At 44.3% G+C, this 26777-nt stretch carries 20 protein-coding genes; 8 read left to right on the forward strand and 12 right to left on the reverse strand.

The genetic code is table 11. The features are described 5' to 3' along the window. Window positions 1–112: 112 nt before the first annotated feature. Together VB118_08010 and cdaA are read right to left on the reverse strand one after the other, a co-directional pair. Window positions 113–1366, reverse strand: a complete 1254-nt coding sequence (locus VB118_08010) for a CdaR family protein (GenBank protein ID MEA4832543.1) — start codon at window positions 1364–1366, stop codon at window positions 113–115. 101 nt (window positions 1367–1467) lie between these two features. After that, the gene (gene cdaA / locus VB118_08015) at window positions 1468–2322 is read right to left on the reverse strand and encodes a diadenylate cyclase CdaA (protein ID MEA4832544.1); all 855 of its coding nucleotides are present in this window, start codon (window positions 2320–2322) and stop codon (window positions 1468–1470) included. 333 nt (window positions 2323–2655) lie between these two features. Between cdaA and VB118_08020 the strand changes: the two genes are divergently transcribed. Next, on the forward strand, window positions 2656–3432 hold the full coding sequence (locus tag VB118_08020; protein ID MEA4832545.1) for an SDR family oxidoreductase: 777 nt from the start codon (window positions 2656–2658) through the stop codon (window positions 3430–3432). A 21-nt stretch (window positions 3433–3453) separates the two neighbouring features. Beyond that, window positions 3454–4401 carry an aldo/keto reductase gene (locus VB118_08025; protein MEA4832546.1) on the forward strand — a complete coding sequence of 316 codons (948 nt, stop codon included), beginning with the start codon at window positions 3454–3456 and terminating at the stop codon, window positions 4399–4401. Between the two features lie 115 nt (window positions 4402–4516). Here VB118_08025 and VB118_08030 read toward each other — a convergent pair whose 3' ends face one another. Next, the gene (locus tag VB118_08030; GenBank protein ID MEA4832547.1) at window positions 4517–5338 is read right to left on the reverse strand and encodes an SH3 domain-containing C40 family peptidase; all 822 of its coding nucleotides are present in this window, start codon (window positions 5336–5338) and stop codon (window positions 4517–4519) included. Window positions 5339–5367: 29 nt separating this feature from the next. After that, window positions 5368–6903 (reverse strand): hypothetical protein, encoded by a 1536-nt coding sequence (locus VB118_08035; GenBank protein MEA4832548.1) that lies wholly within the window; start codon window positions 6901–6903, stop codon window positions 5368–5370. A gap of 278 nt (window positions 6904–7181) precedes the next feature. Here VB118_08035 and VB118_08040 point away from each other — a divergent pair, with 278 nt between their 5' ends. The 5 genes from VB118_08040 (at window position 7182) to VB118_08060 (ending at window position 14268) form a co-directional block, all read left to right on the forward strand. Further along, window positions 7182–8459, forward strand: coding sequence for a methionine gamma-lyase family protein (locus tag VB118_08040; protein ID MEA4832549.1), 1278 nt, complete (start codon window positions 7182–7184; stop codon window positions 8457–8459). A 14-nt stretch (window positions 8460–8473) separates the two neighbouring features. Next, window positions 8474–10414 carry a hypothetical protein gene (locus VB118_08045; GenBank protein MEA4832550.1) on the forward strand — a complete coding sequence of 647 codons (1941 nt, stop codon included), beginning with the start codon at window positions 8474–8476 and terminating at the stop codon, window positions 10412–10414. Window positions 10415–10657: 243 nt separating this feature from the next. Next, complete coding sequence (locus tag VB118_08050; GenBank protein ID MEA4832551.1) at window positions 10658–11473, forward strand: diguanylate cyclase; 816 nt, start codon at window positions 10658–10660, stop codon at window positions 11471–11473. A gap of 230 nt (window positions 11474–11703) precedes the next feature. After that, window positions 11704–12918, forward strand: a complete 1215-nt coding sequence (locus tag VB118_08055; GenBank protein MEA4832552.1) for a hypothetical protein — start codon at window positions 11704–11706, stop codon at window positions 12916–12918. Window positions 12919–13038: 120 nt separating this feature from the next. After that, window positions 13039–14268, forward strand: a complete 1230-nt coding sequence (locus tag VB118_08060; GenBank protein MEA4832553.1) for a hypothetical protein — start codon at window positions 13039–13041, stop codon at window positions 14266–14268. Between the two features lie 143 nt (window positions 14269–14411). Here the strand turns inward: VB118_08060 and VB118_08065 are convergent, their stop codons facing one another. The 8 genes from VB118_08065 to VB118_08100 form a co-directional block, all read right to left on the reverse strand. After that, on the reverse strand, window positions 14412–14609 hold the full coding sequence (locus VB118_08065) for a hypothetical protein (GenBank protein MEA4832554.1): 198 nt from the start codon (window positions 14607–14609) through the stop codon (window positions 14412–14414). Then, complete coding sequence (locus VB118_08070; protein ID MEA4832555.1) at window positions 14581–15915, reverse strand: hypothetical protein; 1335 nt, start codon at window positions 15913–15915, stop codon at window positions 14581–14583. Before VB118_08070 ends, VB118_08065 begins: the two co-directional genes overlap by 29 nt. After that, the gene (locus tag VB118_08075) at window positions 15903–16802 is read right to left on the reverse strand and encodes an ABC transporter ATP-binding protein (GenBank protein ID MEA4832556.1); all 900 of its coding nucleotides are present in this window, start codon (window positions 16800–16802) and stop codon (window positions 15903–15905) included. The genes VB118_08070 and VB118_08075 overlap by 13 nt, the downstream gene beginning before the upstream one ends. Then, window positions 16795–17181 carry a GntR family transcriptional regulator gene (locus VB118_08080; GenBank protein ID MEA4832557.1) on the reverse strand — a complete coding sequence of 129 codons (387 nt, stop codon included), beginning with the start codon at window positions 17179–17181 and terminating at the stop codon, window positions 16795–16797. The genes VB118_08075 and VB118_08080 overlap by 8 nt, the downstream gene beginning before the upstream one ends. A 150-nt stretch (window positions 17182–17331) precedes the next feature. Then, complete coding sequence (gene asd / locus VB118_08085; protein ID MEA4832558.1) at window positions 17332–18408, reverse strand: aspartate-semialdehyde dehydrogenase; 1077 nt, start codon at window positions 18406–18408, stop codon at window positions 17332–17334. A gap of 30 nt (window positions 18409–18438) precedes the next feature. Next, window positions 18439–18915: a GNAT family N-acetyltransferase gene (locus VB118_08090; GenBank protein ID MEA4832559.1), complete on the reverse strand. Its 477-nt coding sequence runs from the start codon at window positions 18913–18915 to the stop codon at window positions 18439–18441. Window positions 18916–19172: 257 nt separating this feature from the next. Further along, window positions 19173–19349, reverse strand: a complete 177-nt coding sequence (gene rpsU / locus VB118_08095) for a 30S ribosomal protein S21 (GenBank protein MEA4832560.1) — start codon at window positions 19347–19349, stop codon at window positions 19173–19175. A gap of 150 nt (window positions 19350–19499) precedes the next feature. Next, complete coding sequence (locus tag VB118_08100) at window positions 19500–22919, reverse strand: heparinase II/III family protein (protein ID MEA4832561.1); 3420 nt, start codon at window positions 22917–22919, stop codon at window positions 19500–19502. 420 nt (window positions 22920–23339) lie between these two features. Here VB118_08100 and VB118_08105 point away from each other — a divergent pair, with 420 nt between their 5' ends. Next, window positions 23340–26756, forward strand: a complete 3417-nt coding sequence (locus VB118_08105) for a heparinase II/III family protein (GenBank protein MEA4832562.1) — start codon at window positions 23340–23342, stop codon at window positions 26754–26756. The last annotated feature ends 21 nt before the right edge of the window (window positions 26757–26777 follow it).

A 26777-nucleotide genomic window follows, 5' to 3' on the forward strand; every position in this document is an offset into this window, starting at 1 on the left:
CGGTAGACTGTGAATTTATCTTTTATACCGAATTTCTTCAGATATTCCGTTATTCGTTCTTCTTCGTTTATTCCAACGCGGAGTGGAATACGTATATTCTTGATAAGGATCGTTATATCAGATTCACCTCCGTCGTATATTCTCCGATAACATATGCGCCGGTTTGATTCTTGAATTCGACTGAAACGGGTACCGAATATATACCGGGCTGGTTGAACTGTGACAAGTCTATCACTACTCTAAGGTCGGTAACAGAGGCAGTCGCGACCGAAACGCTGTCACCGCGTATCTTAACGTTTAGAGACGCCGATTTAAACGTATACATTTGGTTGCCCGGAGGCGAAATGACAGATACGTTTGATCCGGTGACCAGATTTACATTCATCGTGCGCAGAGAGCTGTTGATCAGAGACGCTTCTACATTTACGGTGTCTACATTGTCGTTTTTTTCTATTCCGACGGGAAGAACAAGAGAGAAAACATAGCTTTTTTGGTCATCGACAATCTGTTTTTCGTCTATTGTCGCGAGAACCACCTTTTCAAGGGCATCTATCGCCGCCGGATCACCTTTGACTCGAACAGTTGCAGGAGAAATTTCAAATTTAATGCCGTCAGGCCCCAACAGTCCGTGCTTTGTATTAACGGTAATTGGAACAGTTTTTGATTTATATACAGAAAAAGTAGCAACGACGTCGGTAACATTAGTCTTTATATATGGACTCGAGACAGTCTCACCGTCTTTGTCTAGAAGGGCTATTTTACCGGAGGCGTCAACGCTTTTTGTCACGTTTCCGAGATCGACGGTAAGTCTCGCTTCTGTTATATCTTCTATTTCAGTGAATGGTCCTGTCACCGTTATGAAACTGTAATTCAACTTCGGTGATTCGATAGTTATATCCTTGTCCTTTGTATATGTCGGTATGACCTTTACCGGGACGGTTTTTGTAGAGGTTTTATCGACGAATACATTGATTGTAGATGGAAATATGTTTGTTACAGACATTCCGTTGGGCGCATTTATTACTATATCAAGTTCGTAATTTCCGGCTTTATCAATAGAAGACAGGTCGACATATGCGGAAAGCTCTGATGTCTTGAGCTTGTTGAGTTCGCTTTTTTTGCCGTATAACGTCATATCGCAGGTGAAGCCGTATCCGTTGAGCACGGAAAATCCGTAACTTTCAGTCAGTTGATTTTCGTTCTGTAAATCTATATTGATTCCCTTGAATTCTTTTTCAGATCCAGGACTATCAATGCTTATAACGTAAAACCATATGATAAACGCACCTAAAAGCGATAATAATCTGGGCCATATATTTTTATCCCTGAAGAATTCTCGGGGCGTTTTAATGGTTTTGATATCCATTTTTGCATTCATCCTTTCCATATTCGGAAGCGCGGCGGCTTTTATGTCGGTATTCGGGCTTAACGAAAAGCGCGGGAATAGCCGCGTAAATAATGATTGGCTTACTTTTTGCCGAAAAATCTTTTAATTGTGTCAATTGGTGTGTTGGCACGTTCTTCGGTTATCATAAGACTGTTCAAAGTATCCTTAAGGCTGTATCTGTCATAGCCTCTGACAAGCTTGCCATCGACAGCAGTGGAAATAAATCCGGTTTCCTCGCTGACTATGACGACCACCGCGTCGCTTGTCTCGCTTATACCAATGCCGGCACGATGCCGCGTTCCAAGATCCTTGACTATATCGGCATTCTGTGAAAGCGGAAGAAAACAGCCGCATGCGTGTACGCGCGAATCGCGTATTATCATGGCTCCGTCATGAAGCGGCGCCTTGTTGAAGAAAATATTTTTTATCAGGAAGCTGGAAACATCGGCATTGACTATTACACCGGTCTTGATTTCATCGCCCAGCTTTGTCCCGCGTTCCAGCACAATCAGCGCACCTGTTTTTGATTTTGACAGGTCGCTTGCGGCCAGGCATATTTCTTCAATAGCTTTCTGCTTTTCTCCGATATCTTTGGCTTCGCCTATTCGATTCAGGTTTTTTATGGAATTTCCACCCATTTTTTCAAGCATGCTTCGCAGCTCTGGCTGAAATATAATGATAACTGCGATCATTCCCACCTGCATTATATTCTGCAATATGAAATTCAACGCGTTCATGCCGAGCAGGTCGCTGCCAAGCAGAGCGAGCAAGAGAAACAATATGCCGATGGCGAGCTTTCCGGCGCGGCGTTCTCTTATGAAAATAAAAACATAATAAAGCAGCACCGACACTATTATAATGTCGATGATATCCGAGATCCTCATAGAGGATATTAAATTCCAAAAATATTCGGCTGCATCCTGTAAATTGCTCATTTTACGGCTGTCCTTTTCAGGGTCAATTATTATTATATAATATTATCATAATTTCATAACAATTTAAAGTGATTTTGTGAAAAACAGGATAGAAAATTTATTAATTTTGTGTGAATGCCGGTCTGCAAGAGAGAAAGAAAATATTTTACCGGTATGAAAATACCTAAACGCAGAGACTGGTGATTTTGAACTAAAAGCGCTATTATTGTTCGTAAATGCAATATATTTAAACCTATATTGACAAATAAGTAAATCTGCCTTATAATCCAATTTAATAAATATGTCCGTTAATCTCATAAATTAACACAAAAAATGAAGCATGGAGGATAAATTATGTCCGTTCTTGATATGTTTTCACTGAAAGGGAAGACTGCTGTGGTAACAGGAGGCAGCGGACTTTACGGCAGGCAGATCGTGCTTTCGCTCGCTCAGGCAGGAGCAAAGGTATACAATGCCTCGCGTAATATAACGAAAAACGAAGAATATGCCGCTTCGCTTCGTGAAAAAGGGCAAGACGTGCTTTCGGCGTCATTGGATCAAAGCAGCGAAGACAGCGCGAAACAGCTTCTTGACCGTATAGAAAAAGAATCCGGTACTCCGTCTGTGCTGGTGAACAATGCCGTTGCGCGTGCTATGAAATCGTGGAACTCACCCGTTTCTGCTTTTACTGAAAGCATGAGGATAAATGCCGACGGATTGTTTATAATGACACGCACTTTCGGCGAGGCGATGAAGAAAGACGGAGGCAGTATAATTAACATCGCATCATACATGGGACTGCTCGGACCTGATGACAGCATGTACCGCGGCACGGATGTCACGGGAGATGTTCCGGATTATTTCTTTCACAAAGGCGGGATGGTCAATTTCACCCGTTTTACCGCCTCTGTCCTCGGTCCGTACGGTATCAGGTGCAACGTAGTATGCCCGGGCGGTTATTATAACGGTCAGGATCCGCGCTTCACGGAAAAGTACTGTGACCGCACGTTTTTAAAGCGTATGGCAAATGATACAGACCTTATGGGTATTATGGTTTTTCTGGCTTCCGACGCGTCTTTGTATATAACCGGAGCGGTCATACCCGCGGACGGCGGATACAGCGCGAAGTGATCAGCAAGGAGATGGAAAAATATGATATTTCGTGATTTCCACGGCATGCCCGTGTCCGTTATGACTTTGGGGACGGTTCAACTCGGGCTTGACTATGGAATAAATAATCCCGCCGGTCGGCCGGATGCGGTCTCCGCTTCAAACATTCTTTCCGAGGCGCTTTCGGGCGGAGTGAATTCGCTTGATACCTCCGGTGATTACGGCACAAGCGAGGATATCATCGGAAAATTCCTGTCTTCACAAGCTACGGCTGCTTTTCCTCTTGTGACGACTAAATATGAAATCAATCCTGACGGCGATATTTCCGTTTACGGTGTGGAAAAGCAGCTGAATGATCAGCTTGAACGCTCTCTTTCACGCCTTGGGATGTCTTCTCTGCCGATGTTTTTATCTCATAACGATTCGGATGTGCTCATGTTTCGTGAAAAGCTGCGTCCGGCGATAAAAAGCCTGCTGAACACCGGATTGATACGCCATGCGGGAGCTTCGGTCGAGAGTATCGAGGCGGCGGAATCTCTTCTTGGAGACGAGTTGTTCGAATCCGTTCAGCTGCCTATTAACATGATGTCGTCGCGTGCCATAACGTCCGGTATATCAAAAAGGCTTTCTGAGGACAGAAAGGCCGTGTTCGTTCGAAGCGTTTATCTGCAGGGGCTGTTTTTCCGCGATCCGGAAACGCTTCCCGTGGGAATACTTGCCGGAGCGTGTCCTTACTTACAGGCGCTCAGGAATTTTTCTGAAAAGCATGGAATTTCCATAGCCCAGACGGCTTTTTCATATATAAGAGATATGGAAGGAGTGACGTCGCTTTTGCTCGGCGCAGAAAATCCGGCGCAGGTCAGGCAGAATATCGCGGTCTCAACCGGAACGGTGCTGACCGAATCGCAGCGGGCGGAAATAACAGAGATGTTTTCCTCCGTGCCGGCGATAATTGCGTCTCCGTGGCTTTGGTTCAGAAAAAAACAATAAAATACGCCGGAACAGGCATTCAGCATTTACCTGTCCCGGCGATTTATGTCTATTTTTATATCGAAATTATGCGGATATAAACCTTTTTAATAATTTATACGAAGGACTATAGACTTTATTTGAGTACTCTGCCGGCGCATTCAAGCCTGATTTTATGGTATTCGCTGTAATTGTCGGCGCCCGGCGTCAGGCTGTTGATGCAGACACCTCCGCCGGCTGATGAGGCATGAATGAACTGTCCGTTGCCGAGACACATACCGACATGCCCGGGAAAATACAGAAGATCGGCGGGTTTTACGATGTCGTATGGAATCTTTAAAGTATATTTTGTATCGACATTGGCGTCGCGCCATATAGTTATGCCGTTCAAATAATATGCCATAAAACAAAGTCCGGAGCAGTCGATGCCGGAGGTGCTTTTTCCGCCCCATCTGTAAGGTGTTCCGAGATATTCCTTTGCGGATGCGATTACGGCGTTGCGGATTTCAGAGGTACTGTCCGGAAAGTCGGAATATCCGTTTTTATAGTTGATTGGCATATCCGTGCTAAGATAGATCTTTTTCGCATATCCTTCTCTGTTGTTGGGAAGGAGAACACGATAATATTCTTCCGTTTCGCCGAAAAGCCCTACGCGGGCTCCCTTAGGCAAGGTGATATAAGCCGGATATCTATGATCCGGAATCGGAAGGACATCGCAGAAGCGGCCTCGAACAACGAGCTTTGGCAAAGCGGAATATTTTGCGTTTTCTTCACAAAAGGCGCATTTAAAAATGAATCCTTCGTATCCGTATTCTGTTTTAATATGAGCTACTGTGGCGTTGGTGTCCGAAATGACGTCTATTCGGTATCCCATGAGGATTTCGTCCGCAATGCGGCATGGTGCCCGGCCGTCCGGTGCCGTTTCATAAATTATCGCTGAGGCTTGTCTGATGATCATGTTGTTAAGGGTTCCTTTATTTGTCTGTCTCATGTTTTTTTGGGGGGCTTTTTGAATTTCAGAATTAAAAGCGCTTCAAGAACGGCGGTTACTCCGGCTATGGCGATTATAATCACCGCGGTTTTTGAGATCGGAGCGGTATTGTTGTTAATTTTGGTGTCGGTACCGGCCGTGCTTGGCACATTGTCGCTGTTTCCGGTTTCTGGCGATCCGGTCTCTTCCGGTTCATCCGGCTCGGCTTGTTGTTTTATAGGAGCGGGACCTCCAAGGTGGACAAGCGCGTATCCGTCGGCACCCGCAACTGCTCCGAAGGTCATGGTTTTACTGTCGGTCCCGGTTATAACGGAGTCGCATTTAACTGTTTTGCCATCCGCAAAAGCATATACCGCATATCCCGGAGAGGCCAGGTATCCGTCTGGAATTCTGAGAGCGTAAGATGAAAAAGGGAAATCGATTTTGTTTTTCGAGGTGTCAAGAGCAGTATATTTGTAGTATGCGACCGTTTCGGCTTCTTCGGCGGAAAAGCCGGCGGGCAGATCGGCACTCATGTATTTTAAAACGCCGTTGAAGGAATAGGGTAAAAGCTCGTCGGAAATGCCGTCCTTGAAATAATAATCAAGCAAAAAAACGTTGTCCGCATCGGAGGATAATGCCGGCATTTTCTGAGAGTCTCCGGCGTAAAAGATATTTGTTTTTCCTTTTATAACGGCGCCGGAATACGGTGTGACAGTTGAAATATACCCGCCGCTTATTATGATATTTGTGTCACCCGAGAAATTTGTTGACTGGCCGCCCAGATAAACCGTATTGATCTGCGCCTCTCCGGAAATATCTACGGAAAGATTGTTTGTCACGGTCCCGAGCCCCAGCCATAAATAATTTACTACGGCATTTCCGCCTAAGAAAACACATGTCGGCTTGTCAACAGTAGGAGTGAATATATGGTTGAAAGAGCCGCCTGAAAATTTGAATGTTCCGCTTCCGTAAATATAAACGTCGTTTGATGTCGAAGTAGCAGCGGTGTCTGTAAAGCAAAGAAAAGAGCTTGAGTTATATATAAGTCTGCCATTCGAATAGGTTATGTTGATGTCTGAAAATGTGAACGGACAGGAAAACTCAATATTTCCCTGATAACTGCCGTGATCCTGTCCTTCTCCGTATGAATTGGCGAAAATGAGCGCAGAATCGCCGTTGAGCCCGCATAAAGTGATCATATTTGTACACTTTGAAGTAAGAGCCACCGAATACCTTTTTGAATCAACGGTATTCGTGATCTTGCCGTCTTCGCTGTCCATCAAAGTGAGACTGTCCGTAATCACTATGTAGCCGCCGGAATTATCTGCCGTACGAACTTCATCGGAAAGCGCCTTGAACGCGCACGGAAGCGTTTTGAACGGATCATCTTTCGTGCCTTTGCCGGAGTCGTTTCCGGAATCGGAAATATAGACGATGCCGCCCTTACCGGCGTCATAGCTGCGATCCTCGGCGGAGGCGGTAATAATAAACGAGCCGAGCATATTAACTGCGACAAAGACGGCCAATAAAATAGTAAAAGATTTTTTCATGCCTGTTTTGTCCGTTCTCCTTAATTAATAATTATTAAAGCGTCAATTAAATAATATTGTTTCATAAGAGAGAAAAGCTCATATACCGGAGTCTTTTCTCATTCTAAGCGGTAATTATTTTATTGCCGGGTTAATAAACACATATCCACATTTAGTTTATCAGTTTTATATAAAAAAGTCAATGCTTTTCTTGACAAATACCTTACTATGATATATCATTTACCGTGTTTATAATAATATACGGTTGAATACCGGCGAGCAAAAAAGAAGGATTTAAAATGAAATCAGAGACCGTTTTATCTGCGGAGCATTTAATAGAAGTGGCGGAGAGTTCGCTTACATCCGATTTTGAAAGGGAAAGCAAGACAGCGTTTTTGTGTCAGAAACGCGTTATGAAAGCGTTTTCCGACAGACGCGTCAGCGCGGAATGCTTTAATGCTACAAGCGGGTACGGATACAACGACAAGGGCAGAGAGGTATGCGACGCGGTGTTTGCGGATGCGCTGGAGGCGGAATCGGCGTTTGTACGGCATTCAATAGTATCCGGTACGCATGCGCTCACAATTGCTCTTTTCGGGCTGCTCCGTCCGGGAGAAACGCTTTTGGCGGTGACCGGCAAACCGTATGATACGCTTGACGAAGTCATCGGGCTGCGCGGAAACGGAATGGGGTCGCTTAAGGATTTCGGAGTAAAATACAGAGAAATAACAACCGGTGCCGACGGGTCGATAGATATAGACAGTCTTGTCGGGATTTTAAAAAGCGATAAGACCGTCAAAGCTGTATATATGCAGCTCAGCCGCGGATACGGCACCCGCCCGACGCTTTCTTCGTCGTCGGTTAAAGCAGTAGCCGATGCGGTAAAATCGCGGTCGGATGCTTTCATAATAGTCGATAACTGCTACGGGGAATTCTGCGAGGACCACGAGCCTTGTTATTACGGCGCGGATGTTTCCGTAGGGTCGTTGATTAAAAATCCCGGCGGCGGCATCGCCGAATCCGGAGGATATATTGCCGGAACGAAAAAGGCGGTCGAGCTGTGTTCATACCGCCTTACTTCACCCGGCATAGGACTTGAATGCGGAGCCACTTTAGGGCAGACAAAAAGTATAATAAAGGGATTGTTTTACGCGCCGCACACTGTGCTTCAGGCGAAAAAATGCGCCATGCTGGCGGCAGCTGTTTTTTCGGATATGGGATACGAGGTTGATCCGCTTCCGCACGCGCCGCGGTATGATATAATAGAGGCCATACGCTTTAAAGAGAGGGAACCGCTCATCGCGTTCTGCGAAGGAATACAGGCCGGATCTCCCGTCGACTCGTTTGTGACGCCGGTTCCCTGGGCTATGCCCGGATATGCGGACGAGGTCATCATGGCGGCCGGCGCGTTTACTCAGGGCTCGTCGATCGAGTTGTCCGCCGACGCTCCGCTCAGAGAGCCGTATATAGCATATCTTCAGGGCGGTCTTACCTACGAAAGCGCAAAAATAGGTATTCTGCATGCCGTAAACAAGCTGCTCGAAGCCGGACACGCAGTTATTAAATATAAAATTTAACAAGGAGCGGGTAAATGAAGATAACCGATAAAACATTAAGGTTCGCAATACCCCTTACTAAGGATCCGTATGTAAACACGATGCTTTATCCTGCCGGAAAAGAAAAAGATACGGGACTTGACAGGTATTTTATCTCATCCTGGAACGCCAACGTCGGATCGACAGGACTGCTGTTCAACGAAAACGGAGATGCCCGTGAATTCAGATTCCGCCGCGATGCCACGAGCTCGCTGGCGCAATGCGGTTTTTACAGCGCCTGTTACGCCGGAAATGATATTATGTGGCTTGCGGGAGATCTTGCTCAAATTTACAGGCTCGAACTGGACACCGGAAAGCTCACCGGCTTTATGACCGGCGCGCCGAGCAATCTGGTTTTTGCCGGTATGGTATATGACGAATTGACCGGAAAGTTATTTTTCTCTGCTTATTGTCCACCCCGCGAGGTGAGCGTGTCGTTTGACACAAGGACTGGAAAAACGGCGAAAATATATGACGGTGTTTTTGAGGCGACGACCTCACGCGGAAGCTTTCCCAACGGAGACGGCACTTATTCTATAGATTACACGATGGCCGGCCTCGGTAAAACAACACTCGGCATATGGGATCCGAAAAACGAAACCTTCCTTTCCGGAATAAAGACAGAGGGCGGCTTTTTATACGGCTCTCCGGTTCGCGACGCTAGGGGCAGGATATTAAATTCGGTGTCAGGCTGGTATGATCCGAAAACCGGAGCATTTACCAAAGAAAACATGCCGGATAAGTCGGCTTATTGGTTTGAACGCAGAGAAAACGAGATGTTCGGCGCGTATGGCTGTGGGAAAAACGATAAAACATATATTTGCAGCTATTCCTTAGAAACCAAAGAAATTAACGAGCTGTGTTCTTTTGAAGACGGAATACCGGCAGGAATAAGAATGACTGGCGCAGGCGATTTCATCGCGGTCACAAGATACGGCGATTTTTATAAATTTGCTTGCTCTGGAGAGCTTATTAAAGCCACCGGACCGCACGGCATGTCATTGGGTACGGTGGACTGCCTGTTTCGCTCGTCGTCGGGTATTATCGTCGGCACACCGTTTATTACGCAGCGTTTTTGGACATACGATCCCGAAACGAAAACCGGCAAAGACGCCGGACGCGCCGCGCCCGGCGGCGGGGAAGTGCTACAGGTAGATGAGATCAAAGAAAAAATATATATGGCAAGCTATACACAGGGAATTTTAACCGAATATGATCCCAAGCTCCCGGGAATGTTCCCGGAAAATCCGCGCATAGCCGCGCGTCCGGCTCATTCGATGCGCCCGGTATGTCATACGACGGGAAAAGATCGCTTTTACTGGTCTTCAAACCATGAATACGGTCATGCGGGATGTGAAATATCTTCATACGATGCCAATATGGGATGTCTTGTCACAAATGACGATCCTATAAAGGGCCAGCATTTTTATTCTTTGTTTTACAATAAGAAGCACGATGTTTTAATTGGTTCTTCTTATTATCATACCGACTGCGGAATCGCAAAACCGCTTTCCGACAGATGTTTTATCGCTCTTTTTGACGCGGATACGCTCGGGCTTATCAAATCCATTGAGCTTCCGGAAGGAGTTTCAAGCGCGCCGATACTCGGTCAATGCGAATCAGATGACGAGTATCTTGTCATGGAGTATTATTCTTCCGGAAATATTTGCTCACGCATATTGACTTTTTCACAGAAAGATTTTTCGCTTTCCGAGCCCGTGGAAGAATCCGATGTACGCGGAATCGTCAAATATACGGGAAAACCGGGCTGGTTCTGTTCGCTCTGCGGCGGGAAAGCGGAGCTGTGGAGATATGACCAAAAGGTCTGCGGCCGGATGGAGATCGCATCGAATCCGGGCTTTACCGGGATTTTCACATCTCCGGGCTGCGTTGTCTGCGTGACGAAGGAAGAAGCGTTTTTGTTTGAGCTTGAATAAAAAACGAGAGCCGATCCGGTTAAAGGATTGGCTCTTTAGCGTATATGACATGTGTATGCTTTAATAGCACTCTGTACAGTTGAAAAAAGCAATGCGAATTGCCGGCTTGATGAACGAGAATAACGAAAAGGGAAATATATTCAGATCGCGAGCAATTTGTATACAAAACATCAAGATATTTTTTGGTATTAATGTATAATAACATCATAATACATGTATTTAATAAATTCAAACGGTGAAGATATGCGTAATTTCTATGTTTTGGCGGCAGTACTTGAATATATCGAAGAAAATATCTGCGAAGACTTTACACTGCAAATGGTTGCGGATCACTGCGCTGTATCATTATCAGGACTTCATAAGCTGTTTGGCTATGCGTTCGGTTATTCTATTAAAGACTATATTGCCAAAAGGCGACACAGCCTTGCGTGCAGTGATTTAATCAACAGTAAATTGAGTGTATTGGAAATCGCCGTTAAATACCGGTATAATTCACAGGAAGTATTCGTCCGGGCATTTACGCGATTGCGAGGAATAACGCCCTCGGCATATAGAAATAATCCGTATCTTTCTAATTTGTTCCCAAAAATAGAATTAAATAATGGAGGCAACGATATGAGAAAGGTTGATATCTCAGATATGTATGATGAGATAAAGAAACTGCGCGGCAGCTATGTTTTATGCAGTGACATTGTTCATTTCAAGCAAATAAATGACAACTTTGGATTTTCCGTGGGCGATATTGTGCTTGCAAAAACTGCACAAAGGATTGATAGCTGTATTGATGACAATATGATTTTCTTTAGAATTGGCAGAGATGAATTTGCCGTTCTGACAGGTTTCACCGATGAAGGAAAAGCAATTGAGCTTGCCAAAAGAATTACCGATCTGAATAGTCATGAACTCGAAATCAACGAACATAAAGTCTTGTTAAATCTGCGTGTTGGTGTTACAAAAATTCCAGACCAAGGATTAAGTTATTCTGAAATTCTAAACTCCATGTTGGATTCAATAGAAAAAGCGAGATCAGAAAAAGCGAGTTATTGCGTTTCATATTAAATTTATACGCAGCTTCTTTAAAAGAAGCTTGTAAGTTTTTTTAAAAATCAGAACCGTATGCACTACTCATTGTAGGCTTCGGTTCTGATTTTGTTGTTTATATAATGCATATTAATAATAAGTTGATAATATATATACAAAATGTTCATATTATGAGAATAATATATAAATATACAAATAAATAACGAAAGAAAATCAAAAATATGTCAATTCGTGCATATTAAATGTTTATGAAAATTCAAATACTGAGCTTATCAATATGCATTTCACTGTTGTTTTTTTCTTCATGCGATTATAAAAATCCATCTCAAAGCACGACGGAAACAAACGGCACAGCAGAAACCGTAAATTACACAGAATCGGATAAAATTACAACAACGGCAAACGATACAACACAATCGCCGTTGCCGCTTTCCGTTTCAAAATGGGAAAAGGTACGCGAAGAGATATATAACACAGTTGGCCGTACGATTATGATGGGCGACGGCTGGTTGATTACAAAACCAGTGGAAGGTGATTTTTCAGGCGTAATGACAGTTTCCATAAATTATGAGGATAAAAAGTATTCTGCAGTCTGTGATCCGGAGGATGATCCCCGGCCGGGGATTAAAATTTATCAAGATAGAATAGAGCTTGATTTTACCGGAGTGACGGATAACGCACCCGATGACTGCGTGTCGATTGAGAATGGGAAAAAGCTCTGTTCTCCCGACGAAAAGCGTATGCGTGTGAATACCGTAATGTCATATGAAGCCGATGGACAGCGCATACCGTTCGATTATGTTTCAAAATCCGGAGACGAATCTTCGCCTGTTTATATATTCTGGTACGAGGATAATCTGTCCTTTATCGAAAAAATAAAAATCCGATACGGCGGAAACATCGTGCCGCTCTGCGCGCCCTCGTATGTTGAAAGATACGGAGAAAATTCGTTCGCGGATATGCTCGACAGAGCGACAGTTCCCGCGCAAATCGGTATATTGAATAAATACGGATCGGCAACCAATGCGTTTTCAGGAAATATTCATATTTATGCTGAGAGAAGAAGCGGGAGAAGCGATCTTTCATTTGAAATAAAGAAAAAAGAAACAGACGGAAAGGGATGGCCCGGAATAACTCTTTACAGCGACCGGATAGAAATCGATTTGACAGGTATCGGTTATGACGCTCTTCAAAGACAACCATCTCCATTTAAAAAGCTTGACGCCTGTCTTACGTTTAGGTATGATTCGGAATTTGAATCGATTTACGAATTTGACTTTTGCTCTGAAATGCTTAAAAATTGTATTAAGCTGAAGTTAAACGGAACCGAAATGAAGCTTTCATATTCCTTATGTCAGCCAATGAATAGCTCGGTAGTATATAGAGTATTCTTCGAAAAGAATGTTTCCGTCAGTTCTGTGATGGATATCGAGATATTTACCGGCGATTATATTACAGATTAAAATTATCCAAGCATTGCATACTTTTGAAATATACTAATCAATATCATATAAAACAGAATTGATTTACAGAAGCCTTTCGGAAAGAGTGTTGGAATTATCTCCACACATATTTAATTGTTTATGAAAATCCAAATACTGAGCTTATCAATATGTATTTCACTGTTGCTTTTATCTTCATGCGGTTATAAAAATCCATCTCAAAGCACGACGGAAACAAACGGCACAGCAGAAACAGTAAATTATACAGAACCGGATAAAATTATAACAACGACAAACGATACAACACAATCGCCGTTGCCGCTTTCCGTTTCAAAATGGGAAAAGGTACGCGAAGAGATATATAAAACGGTTGGCCGCACGGTCTTTCCCGATCTCCTCTATTCACCTGCTTTTATAGTATTAAAGCCGTCTGCGGGTAATTTTTCAGGTGTAATGACCGTTTCCATTAATTATGAAGATAAAACATATTTTGCAGTCTGTAATCCGGATGACGCTCCCCGGCCGGGAATGAAAATATATAAAAATAGAATAGAGCTTGATTTTACCGGAGTGACGGATAACGCACCCGATGACTGCGTGTCGTTTGAGAATGGGAAAAAGCTCTGTTCTCCCGACGAAAAGCGCATGTGTGTGAATACCGTAATGTCGTATGAAGCCGACGGACAGCGCATACCATTCGATTATGTTTCGAAATCCGGAGACGAATCTTCGCCTGTTTATATATTTTGGTACGAGGATAATCAGCATACAATAGGCGAGAAAATTGAAATTCGATATGGCGGAAACATCGTGCCGCTCTGCGCTCCCACGTATTCCGAAAGATACGGGCAGGATTCGTTCGCAGATAAGCTCGACAGAGCGATAGTTCCCGTGCAAATCGGTATATTGAATAAATCCGGTTCGACGAAAGCGACCGACACATTTACAGGAAATCTTCATATTTACGCTGAAAGAAGAAGCGGGAGGGGCGATCTTTCATTTATTATAAAGAAAAAAGAAACAGACAGTAAGGGACTGCCCGGAATAACTCTTTGCAGCGACCGGATAGAAATTGATTTATCGGATGTCGGTTATGACTCCTTTGTGAGACAGCCTGCACCTTATAAACAGCTTGAATCCTGCCTTGCTTATAAATATACATGGGAATTCACGTCGATTGATTTGATAAACCACAGTTCAGAAGCTTTGAAAACCTGTATAAAGCTAAAGTTTAACGGAACTGAAATTAAACTGTCATACGCAACTACCGATCCGTTGAGCGGACGTTACCGCGTATTCTTCGAAAAGAATGTTTCCGTAAGCTCTGTGATGGATATCGAGATATTTACCGGCGATTATATTACAGATTAAAATTAACCAAGTATTGCATACCTGCGAATTTAACCTATTCAATATCATATAAAATCAGAACCGTATGCGTGCTTATTGCAGGCTTCGGTTCTGATTCTATTAACGCTGTTATATTATGGCTCTTTCGTTTGCTGGGTTAAGATTTATATCAATATCCTTTTAAACAGTTCGGCGCAAAGCACGACACAGGCGATACCGCGTAGTGTGTTGTGAGAAAGACCGCCGCCTGTCTTCTCTGAGGAGTCTGGCCTATATGCCCATGTATTTTCAAGCCTTACAAGAATGGTCTGTTTAGAGAATGATTGCGTGATTTTATTCTTCGCCGCACTGAACAAAAACATTACCGCTTCCGCTTGATTCTGAGCTCATGAAAAAGCTGTAATATACGTTTTTATCGCTAAAAGACTTGAATTGCATAATCATTGACCAGACGGGATTAATCACCGCCTTTATATTTCTGGTATATTCATATTCCAAATACAGGTTATTACCCTTCAGCTCTGCTTTAAATGTCGGATTCGTTAAAGCCGTTATATTCTTGCCGTTTTGTGTGTTTAAAGGAAAATTATATGACACAACCAATTTTCCGTCGGTGACCTCAAGCGATTTCGGATTGTTCAAGAACATCCTATACCTGCTTGAAGAGCTGTCGTAGTTATCAATGTTATCAATGATGTTGTCATTGGTGATGATATTTATAATACTGCCTTTTTTCAAATGTGAAATATCAATGGTTATTTCTTTTGATGTATACAAATATTCAGAGTTCTCACTTCCGGTGTTGCCATTATATTCATTTTTGGCAGAATCAGAGATCGGCAGTATACCGATAAAAAGACTGAAGAGAACGACTATCAAAAGGCCTGTCACCGAAAAGATTAATATCAGTTGTTTTGAATTTTTATTCGATTTATAATAGACAGTATTGTAGTTTATCACGAATGACAAAGCATTAATTATTATAAACAATACAATCCCTTTTAAAAAGAATACCGCTATGCTTTTTTCGGAGAATAAAAATCCGAATATATTACTGAAAGCTTTTATGGACCATGTTAAGTTTATGATCAATGCAGTACCGACGGCGATAAAAAAAATAATCGCGTAAATCCTGAATTTTCTTATCAAAGCACCTATGAGGTTGAAAACGGAGACAAAAATCAGGCCATAAACAATGAAAGCAAAAAAGCCGGTTAAAACAAAGGCGATATTGAAATCGAGAAGAAAAACAATCGGAACAAAAAGCGCGGATATTATTTTCAATATACCTAATTGTATTAAATATACGGTAAGAGAACACAGCGCAAGCACAAGCACAACAAGATAGCTGTAAATTTGCGTCGATAAAAACCTGCTTGTGTTTGATTGAGGAAAAACAGAAAGGTAATCGTTATTTGTCCGATATAAAATATTCAATATAATGAACGCAATGATGGTTGCTATAAAAAAGCTTACTGAAAAATCCTGACATCTGATAATATTCGGAGCGTCCGTGTTTTTAAAAATCATAACAACAGCAGGAATCAAATTGCTTAAAAGCATAAATGCAGAGATTAGCAGGAAAGCTATAAAGGCTTTTTTTGCATTGAGGGTTTTTACCTTAACAAGCTTCATTGTGTTTTTGACATCATCTTTTACCACAAACATTTAAGAGCCTCCTCCTTGTTTTGCTTGGTCAAATATACATATAAATCTTCCGCATGAACAGGAGAAATATCAAGTCCGGCATTTAACACATCAGTTTTTACCGTTTCGGAAAGCGGTTCATATACAACGGCGAAGCTTTGCATAGGGCTGTTTTGCAGGGCTATGATCTTTTTACCCGCGATGTATTTTTGAATTTTTGTCCAGTCGCCGTCTATGCGATATGCGCTGTTCCTCATAATATCAATATTGCTGTGCAGCAGTTTTTCCCCGTTTTCAATTAGTAAAATATCTGATAAAACGCCTTCAAGCTCGCTTAACAAATGGCTTGAAATAATAAATGTTCTCGGATTTTCGGCATATTCACGCAGTAAAATATCATAAGCGGCTTTACGGACTGTTATATCCATTCCAAGCACAGGCTCGTCAAACATAGTAAGCTTGCATCTGCAGGACAGAGCAGCAAGGAAATTGAAAATACTTGCCATGCCCTGTGAAAGAGCTTTATACTTCATTTTTCCGTTAAGCTCAAAGAATTTCAGTAATTTATTTGCAAAATCGAGGTCAAAAGCAGGGAACATAATATCATAATTTTCAAGTATAACCTTGAGGGTCAGATCCTTCTGATATGAAAAATTATGATATGTATAAACAAGGTTTTCCAATACCCTTATATTGTCTGCCGGATTTTCTCCAAATACCAAGGCTGTACCGCTTGTTTTATCAAGCTGACCGGAAAGAATTTTCATCAAGGTCGTTTTCCCGCTTCCGTTGCGGCCGATAAGTCCTGTTATGCTGTTTTCTTCTATTGATAGACTGAGGTTGTTTAGCGCTGTTTTCTTGTCATATTGTTTCTTGAGATTTTCGCACTTAACTAACGCGTTATTCATTTTTTTCGCCCCTTTCCGTATAGTGAGTTTCGATCAGCTTAAATAATTCTGCTTTTGAAAAGTTCAGCTTGTCGGCTTCATTAATCAAGCCCTCAATTAAACGCGAGAGATTATTCTTTATTTTGTCATTCAATATTAAATCTTTTGCGCCTTTTGCAACCACCATTGACAGCCCACGCTGTTTATCCAAAACACCTTTTTGCACCAATAAATATATTCCTTTTGCTGCTGTCGCCGGATTGACGCCGATTTCTTTTGATATAACAAGCTGCGAATAGCAATTATCGCCCTCCTTAAGTTTGTCCATGAGAATGTCGTCCTCAATAGCTTGGGCAATTTGTAAATATACAGGTATTATGCTGTCAAAGTTGATTTTCAAGTTATCACCTCGCATCACTACATTACTAATGTAGTGTAGTATATCACGCGTGCTCATATATGTCAAGATGTTTTATATATTTTTATAAAAAAGGAGCCGTAACAAAACATAATGTTTTGTTACGGCTTAATTGTTTTTCGGGTTATGGAATTATTTCAAATATTCTTCTCTGAAGAGAAGCTCGGCGCAGAGCACGGCTCCGCCGGCGGCGCCGCGCAGAGTGTTGTGAGAAAGGCCGATAAATTTGTAATCGAAAACGCTGTCTTCTCTGAGGCGTCCGGCTGATATGCCCATACCGTTTTCGAGTCCGCGGTCAAGCGCGGTCTGAGGACGGTTGTCTTCTTCGAAGTATTTGATGAATTGCTTGGGCGCGCTGGGCAGTTCAAGTTTTTGGGGCAGACCGGAATAGCTTTCCCAAGCTGCGATAATCTGTTCTTTGGATGGCTTTTTATCAAAGCTGACGAAAACGGCGGCGAGATGTCCGTCAGAAGCCGGAACGCGTATGCACTGCGCGGTGATGGACGGACAGGAAACCGGAACGATAACGCCGTTCTCTATTCTGCCCCATACCTTCATCGGTTCGCGTTCGCTCTTTTCTTCTTCGCCTCCGATATACGGGATTACGTTGTCGATTATTTCAGGCCAGTCGGCAAAGGTCTTCCCGGCTCCGGAAATAGCCTGATATGTGGTGACAGCGACCTTATTCGGCGCAAACGGCAGAAGCGCGCTGAGCATCGGCACATAGCTTTGTATGGAGCAGTTCGGCTTTACACAGATAAAGCCGTATTTTGTGCCTAGACGTCTGCGCTGATCGTCGATGACTTTTATATGCTCTGAATTTATTTCCGGAATGAGCATCGGGACATCCGGTGTCCATCTGTTTGCAGAGTTGTTTGAAATGACCGGTATCTCGGCCTTCGCGTATGCGTTTTCAAGCGCAATGAGCTCGTCTTTTTTCATATCGACGGCGCAGAAAACGAAATTAACTCCGTTTTTCGCTTCATTGATGTTTGCCGCGTCGTGAACAATCATACCTTTGACCGATTCAGGCATCGGTTCGGAGAGCTTCCATCTGGTTCCGACGGCTTCCTCGTATGTTTTTCCCGCGCTGTTTTTGCTCGCGGCAAGGTACATTAAATTAAAATACGGATGATCCATGAGCAAAGTAATAAATCTCTGCCCGACCATTCCTGTGGCGCCGATGACGCCGACGTTCAGTTTTTTCATTGGATTCAGCTTCTCCTTTCGATAAATCAATTATCTTAACATATTTGAATAAATATTGGGGCTCGGAACTGGTATGTCCATTGCTCCGCAGGACTTGCGGTAAAAATCGATGGGACCCGCGCCGCCGATAATGGCGTATCCGTACCCTTCGTTTTTAAGCGCTTCGAGACATTTGTATAAAAGCGCGGTGCCTACGCCTTTTCCGCGGTATTCGGGATCGACTCCGGTCGGGCCGAAATATCCTTTGGCTGTGGCATCATAGCACGCGAAGCCGATGATATCTTTTCCGTCGGCGGCGGCGACAAATACGGAAGAGGGATGGCGGGTGAAGGAGGCCTGACATTCGCTGGCCCAGCCTTCGCCGAATTTTTCTTCGATCCAGCGGCATATCATACGCATATTCGGGGTCATGCCGCGCTTGATTATTATATTATCCTCAGCAATGAGTTTTTCAATCAAAGCTTCATGAGAAGGCATATTGTAAAGGTTTACGAGCATATCCGGCATAAAAATCCACCGCCTGTAAAATGTTATTTAGTTTGTTATAATAATTAAAAATATAATGCTGATACATTATATTAAACGAAAACCAATTTCAAAATATGCCGAAGGCATAAATCGAAATTGGTAAACATCCGTTTTTCACTGTGCGAACCAAGCTGCATCCGGTCGTACCGCGCACGTCATAAATGAAGACTGTGCGTGAATAACGGTAACGACAAGGATGACGAATCCGGCATTAATAAAAAACGTAAAATCAAGATTTATTTGTATTTACGCTTTCTTGCCGCTTCCTGTTTCTTCTTGCGCTTCACGCTCGGCTTTTCATAGCATTCACGTTTGCGAAGTTCCGCGAGGACCCCGCTTCTTGCGCACTGTCTTTTGAATCTGCGAAGAGCGCTGTCCAAGGACTCGTTTTCCTTGACTCTGACTTCTGCCATTGCTGTTTCCCTCCCTCCGCACGAGCAAAGAGATTTTATCCAAAGGATAAATACCTTTATAGGCTTATATTCGGATAACTACAGTAAATTATACAACATTCAGAATGTCTGTGTCAATAGAAAATCATAAAAAAGTTATTCTGACGAGTATTATTTTTTGTTTTTCTTCTTTTTTACGGCAATGAAGCATCCTAAGGTTATCGCAACCACAGCGAAGCCGGCGATGATCCCTATAACGAGCGGTGTTAATCCGCCTTTGTCATTATTTCCGGGCTCGTCCGAATTTTCATTGCCGCCTTCCGGAGAGGCGAAGGTAAAGTCAATATAGCTCTTGCCCTTAGGTACGGAAAGCGTCAGATATCCGTCTTCTCCGATATTAAGCGACACTTTTTCACCCGCGACCGACACGCCGGTTATTGCGCCGTTTCTGTATTTCTCAGGTATGAGGATTTTTACATCGCAGGCGGAATCGGAATCGATCACGCTGCCGGAATTTGTTTCAAAGGTGACCGCAACGCTCGCGGAAGAAGCGGCCTCAATCAGGCTGGCGCCGTTATAGACAAGCTTTGTTCCGCTCGTAAGCGTATAACCGCGTGTCGGAGCGGCGTCTGTGCCTGACAGACCGTATACCGCTGCAAAGCTTCCATCGGAAGTTAATCCCGCGGTGTCGATCTCAGCTCCTTTTGAAAAGAGAAGAAGATCCTCTTCTCCGTAAGCGCCGCCGTATCTGACTTTCATTCCTCTGACGCTGTCAGTGTCGATATTCTCAGAGACCACCGTAAATGCGGAATCGCTGTCGGTTGCCGTGAGCTTTATGGACGCGGCGCCAATATTGAACGATTCGAGATTCTCGACAGAACCCTTGGATACGAATTTAATAGTTGTGTCTCCGCCCTGGAGCAATACGTTATCAAGCTTTATCTTTTCCGTATCGAGATAATCGTCGACATACATGTCCTTTTCGCAAATAAGCGTGTCGCCGATATAGCATTCAAACGAACCGTATGATCTGGCTTTCGCCATTTCCAGAACGATGTTATACGTTCCCGTCAGCGGCACGTTAAACGGAACGCTTAAATAATCGCCCGCCGCCTTTGGCTTGAAGAAGAGCATTTTCTGAGATATTGCGTTTGCGGCCGAGCATGTGGAATCTGGATTGGAAAGCGTTATGCTGTCGATGAGCGCTCCGAGATTCTGCGTCTGATTGCCCGAGGCGATCACAGAGATGAGAGCGAGATAATCGGAGGAATTTGATTTGATATCGTTCGTGACATCGACGAGCAGGCCGCAGTCTCCGGGATAGCTGAACCACTTGATTTTGAGCTGGTCATCGGAGGCAAAGGCGACGCGCATTTTTGACGCATCATATTCACAGACGAACCAGTCAGCATCTATGACATCTCCGCGCTTTGAGGTCTGGCCCAGAATTTTTGTATATACCGCGTTCGAAACGTTGAGGCGCCAATTATATGTGTGTTCGACCGAAGCTGAAATGTCATCCTTTATTACGTAATAGGGAAAATCAGGGTGGTTTACCATAATGAAGGATCTGTCAAATTTATCAAGCTTCGGGCTGCGGTATGCTCCGGATGCCTTGCCTATAAGATATCCGAAGTAAGAGCTTGTCAGACGTTCGGAAATAGTTGAGCTGCCGAGCACATTCTGAGGCTTGCCGTCCACATAAATTGTGCTGTGACCGTTATAAAGCGTGTAATCTCGGTTGTTTCCGGGAGAATAATCCTCATATCCGGGATCGGACGCGAGCCAGACACCGGCGCGCGCTATGACAAAGCTGTTGTTGTCAAAGTGATTATGACCGAGATTCGAGGTGCTTGAGGTGAATACAAGCGTTGTGTCTCCGGAGCTCCATCCGGTGCGCATGCTGCCCCATCCGACTTGTTTTACATAAGTCGCCTGCAGGCTTTGATCAGGATATTCTACATAAAGGTCTTTGAGACCGTATATGAGTCCTTCCAGGGAATTGGGGAAATTTTTGGATCTCTGCAGAAAATATCCCGCAAGTCCGTTTTTACACACCTTATTGGCGACCGAAGCGGTCACAAAGAAACCGGGTGTCAGCGATCCGTCCGAAATGACGGCGCACAGACCGCTTGTGTTTTCACCGCCCGTCACCATCCATTTGAACAGCACATCTGAAATATATTTATGCTCCACCAGCGTCCTGTCGCCCACCGCGCGCGCTATCTGGTCGGCGGCGGTCATAAGGTATTCCATTGAGAGCGTGGTATACATATTGCCCTCATGAGTACCTGAATTGAGACGGCGGTCGAGATACCATTTAAAATACTCGAGAGCTTTTGCTATGGCGGTGTCTGCCTCCGGGTATTCGCCGAGCAGAGTGCATCCCGCGGTGGCAAGAGCGGCGGTTATGACAACCTGAATGTTGTGGTCGGTTGAAAGATTCCATGCCTTCAGGTGCTGCTTGAGAGCGCGCTCGTATATTGCCGTTTTTATTTTGTCCTTTTCAGCGTCCGTCATATAATCGTATAACATATCGTACGCCGTGCAGACGCCCGTGGTTATATATCCGCTGTCAAGACAGGCGATCCCGTTGCCGTAGGTCGGATCCGACCAGCTTGTCCATTCAGAGAGCCAAAGGCACATATCAGTTGCCTTGCGCGCATATTTTTCGTCGTCCGTGAGCAAATAAGCCATCGCGAGGTATTGCAGACGGGCGTTGATCGCTGTGCCCAGCGCGGTCCAGTAGGGATATTGTTCGGAAGCAAGATATGTCGGCGGATTTGCGAGCTTTCCGGGCATTATCAGCGGATATTGGTATGTAACAGTATAATTGCCGTAATAATTACAGGTAAAGGAATTTTCGGCAAGGTAAACGTCCGCGGTTGAAATGACTCCGGAAGCCACCGTTTTCGGGCTTGTGCCAGCGTAGTTGGGCGTTGTGTCGTCCTTGAGAGCTTTTATGGATGGAAGATTGTCCTTTGTAAAGAACAATCTTGGATACCCGCTCACGAGATGGTCATATTTTTCAGAACCCACTTCGTTATAATCCTTTCCAATTTTGACTCTGATATTGTCAAAATACGCTGTTCCGGCGTTGGCGGTGGTTTGATATAGAAGGATCGTCATTGTCTGCGCCTTTTCCGGCGCCACCGCGTTTAACGTCGCGGTTGTCCATTCGTTTGAATTGAATGTGAATATGTCGTTTACCGGAAGGCGTGTGGAAGCGTTCCAGAATTCAACATACATCTGACAATCTCCTTCGGTGAGCATTGCATCGGCTTCAACGGAATACATTATACCTGGCGTGACGGGAATATTCACGCTGCGGTATCCAGGTGCGGTATTGTTGTCTTTATCTTCCTGATAAAGACACTTCTTTCCGTCGCTGGCGGCGGTATCGATAACATATCCGTTTCCGCTGTAAAGCGTCCATCCGTTCTTCGGCGCTTTTCCGACTTCTTCATCCTCAAAAGAGGAGAAAAATAAATATCCGCTGTCTTCGTTTTCATTACCGCCTTCCGCTGCCGCGGGGATGAAAATGCAGAACAGCATACATGCAGCCAGAAGGGCCGCCATGATTCTTTTCATGATTCCTCCGTCATATATTAAATTTGCATATCAAGACATTCAGTAATTATATCCTAAACAGAGTAAAAAAACAATATTTTGCGGATAAAAATTATTAAATTGCAACATTTAGGGCAGGTATATTATTATTAACTCGGCATTTAAATAATTACCGCTAAAAGAGAGAAAAGGCTCTGGTATATGGGCTTTTTCTTTTGTAAAACTAGGATTGTTTAATGTCTGCCGAACAATTATTAAACATATACGACAGTAATGGAAAGCATGAGAAGCAATAATTGCGCAGAAGGAAATCAATGGATACTGAAGGCCGTGGCTGTTTATTCAACATTTAGTTGCCGTCTTAATAATATTAATGTTGAAAATTCTGATTCAATATGTTAATATTATGGCAACAATATAATTGTAAATGAGGAATTTCATATGAAAAGGCTTGCCGCTGTAGTTCTTATTGTGCTGTTCGTTCTCGGTACATCGGCGCAGGCAACCGATGTTGTAAAAAATAAAGAACGGATTGAATACCTTTTTTATTCATCCTTTGAGGACGATCAACCCGGCTCCCCGGCTGTTCCTGCGGGATGGGAGCTGTACGACCAGACATTCGAGATAATCCAAAGAGATAACGGCTCAGATAAATGTGTAAAAATAAACGACGAAAGCTCGGAACGCGGCGCGGGGCTCAGGACAAAGCATATTCCGGTCGATCCCGGCGGCCATTATACCGTCAGCGTTGACATGAAGGTCGGAAGAGGAGCGGCACAATACTATGTTGAATATTGGTATCCCTCGGGCGATCGTGATAAAAATGTAGATATTATAAACGCCTCAGCGGGTTCGTCATGGAATACTTATATTTCGGAAACGGACGCGCCGGATGGCGTAAGCTATATGACAGTCCTGCTTTATCTGCACGGATCGAATGTCGGATTCGCTTATTATGATTGTGTTTCCGTACGGAAAACCCCAAAGCAGCAGGAAACCGAGCAGGAGGTAAAATATACCGCCGTTGAAAACGGACACCCGAGACTGTTTTATACTGTGTCTACAAAGTTAGAATTTATTTCGAGATCAAAAAACGAAGATATAAATTACGCCGGAGTTTCGACGGCTGCGATTGCGCGCAGTATCGTTTCAAGCGCGGATGTATTTGCTTCGGAAAAAAGCATTGAATGCTCCTACTACGGCGGATATATGGTCACGTACGAATACCCGCTTAAAATGCCAAAATACATGAAAAATCCGCCGGCATACCTTGCTTCCGGTCAGTATCCGTTCTGGACGGCGCTTGGCGGCGCCATTAAGACACGGCTTCAGACGCTTTCGGCGGCATATGTGCTTACCGGAGACAGTAAATATTCCGCGCGCGCAATCGATATATGCATGTGGCTTTCGGAATGGTCAAGCTGGTCGGATCCTACCTATGGTGATGGGACAGCCTGCCTTGACAGCGGGTATATTTCCGTCGGAGTCAGCACCGTTTACGACATGCTTTACGACATACTTACGGACAAGCAGAAAAGCACGATAAGTGAAGCTCTATACGAACGGGCGCTGAAGCCTCATCTATCTGTATGGAATAAAACCGCCGATCACAACGGTCAGGTCGTCATAACCGCGTCCCTTGCGACGGTCGCCTGTGCGATTTACGGAGAATATGAGCTGTGCGACAAAGCCATATACAAGGCGATTGATTATTTCAAATGGTATCTCGACCGGCGCATGACTTCCGGAACTCACGAAGGAAATATGTATACCTCGCTTTCGCTTGAGTATATAATGGTCGCCGCCGACAACATTGCCCGCACCGTCGGCGACCGGAGCGTGATCGAACACAAATATATAACCGATTTTCTTTTTAAATGGATGGTTGCCGGCGGCGACAGCTCCACCGGCAGCTTTGCCTGCTTTTCCGACGGAAGCTGTTCGAACGGCTTTTTCGTTACGGCGTCTGTTGCCAACAAATGGAGCAAAAACGGTTTGGCGGGATATTATCTTACCCGAGCGAAGCTTTGTCCCCGTTCTCTTGAGGGCTATATTTACGCTCAGGAAAAGCTGTGTGTGACGGAGCCGGGGCGGGAAACACAGTCAATATATCTCGATAAAATAGGCTGGGGCAGTATGCGGACCGGATGGAAAGAGGGCGATGCCGCGCTTGTCTTCTCGGCAAGCAGATCCAATCTCGGACATAATCATTACGACAACAACAGCTTTCAAATAGCATTGAACGGAGTGTGGCTCGCGTCCGATCCGGGATATCAGGATTATTCGCCAGGAGAGAACAGAGATTATACTTTGAAAAACGGACACAGCACAGTGTATGTGGACGGAGAGGCGCAGTCTGTTTTGGGAGCTGCCGATATCGGAGAGAAGCTGAGCGGAGGATTCTTTACTCTTATGACAGGATCGGCGGCTTCGTCCTATTCGCCGGGACTTCTAAATAAATTCGACCGCAGCTTCTTACTTGTAAATCACACGGATTTTCCGTATTTTGCTGTCTACGACGAATTGGATTCGGAAAATGAACATGAATACATCTGGCGTCTGAACATATCCGATGCCACTCAGGCGCTTATTGACGGAAAGCCGGCGGAGGAAGGCAGGAGCGAATCGTCCTTCGGGTTCGAAACGTTTTATCAAAACAGCGCTTCTCTTCGGGTGGGCTTTGCTTCTGACAATCCGCTTTCAATAAAGTATTATAAATATGCCGGCAAATTCGGAAAGCTTGTCGATGTGTCTCAGAAGAACAGTGAAAAAAGCGGTTCGTGCAATTTTCTCGCGCTCATCACCGCCGATGCCGGAACAGCGTCTGAACTGAATTACGGAACCTATTGCGATGATGTCGCTGTTTCGGACGGATCGGAAGAATGCTCGTATATCGCGGTTTTAGACCGTTCCGCGCTTTTGTTCAAGCCCGGCTCGGAGGCAGAATGGTTTTCTGTTCCCGTGTCTGTGCCGGCCACAGGCGAATACAATATTTCTGTTTCGGCTTGTACCGGGCGGGATTTCGGTAGCTTTGACATATATCTCGGAGATGTCTTTGTCGGCGGCTTTGACGGTTACCGGGATGAAAGCGACTCGACCGCAAATATTGAGCTGAAAAATGTTATATTCCCGCGCGGTTCCTTCAGGTTAAAGCTCGTTTCTCGCGGAAGCAACGCACACAATGTAAAAGCATATATCGGGCTTATCTCGTTTTATGCAAAGCCCGCCGGGAATACGGATTACAGCGTAAAAATATCGCAAAATATAAATACCTCATCTGTTCGCGGCTGTGAAGTTTCTTATTCCGGACTTGCCGATATACTGTTATTTTCAAAAGAAGAAAACACAGCGTCGTACGGAGAAAGGAAAATCGGATCCGATGGCAGCTTCTGCGCGGTATTCGGCCTTTTAAATGACAGAATAACCCGCGGATACAGCGCTGTCGGAGCGTCCTGTATGAACTTCGGGGAAATTGAATTATACAGAAGTGACAAGCCGGTAAATTTTGTATATTCGCCAGGCGGAGGCAGCGTTGCGATAGCCGATGAATATACCACCCTCTCCTTCAATGTTATCGGAGCCGATGTCGGAACGATCTATGTAAACGGCAAGGAGAAGGATTTTACGGTTGGAAAAAACGGGATGATAACGATCTGTCTTTCCGCCGGGAAAAACTATATTGATATTGATCCGGAACGAGAAATTACGATCGATGTATCAGCGCCGGAAGTCAAAAACAACGGAATCCGGTCGGCGGTAATATTTGGATTGCTTGCCCTCGCCGCTGTGGGAATATTCGCCGCGGCGATACTTGTGATTACAAAGCTGAAAAGTAAAGATAAATCAAAAAAACAATAAAAATAAATTTTGATCTATTGC

The sequence above is a fragment of the Oscillospiraceae bacterium genome, assembly GCA_034925865.1.
GTDB lineage: Bacteria > Bacillota > Clostridia > Oscillospirales > SIG627 > SIG704.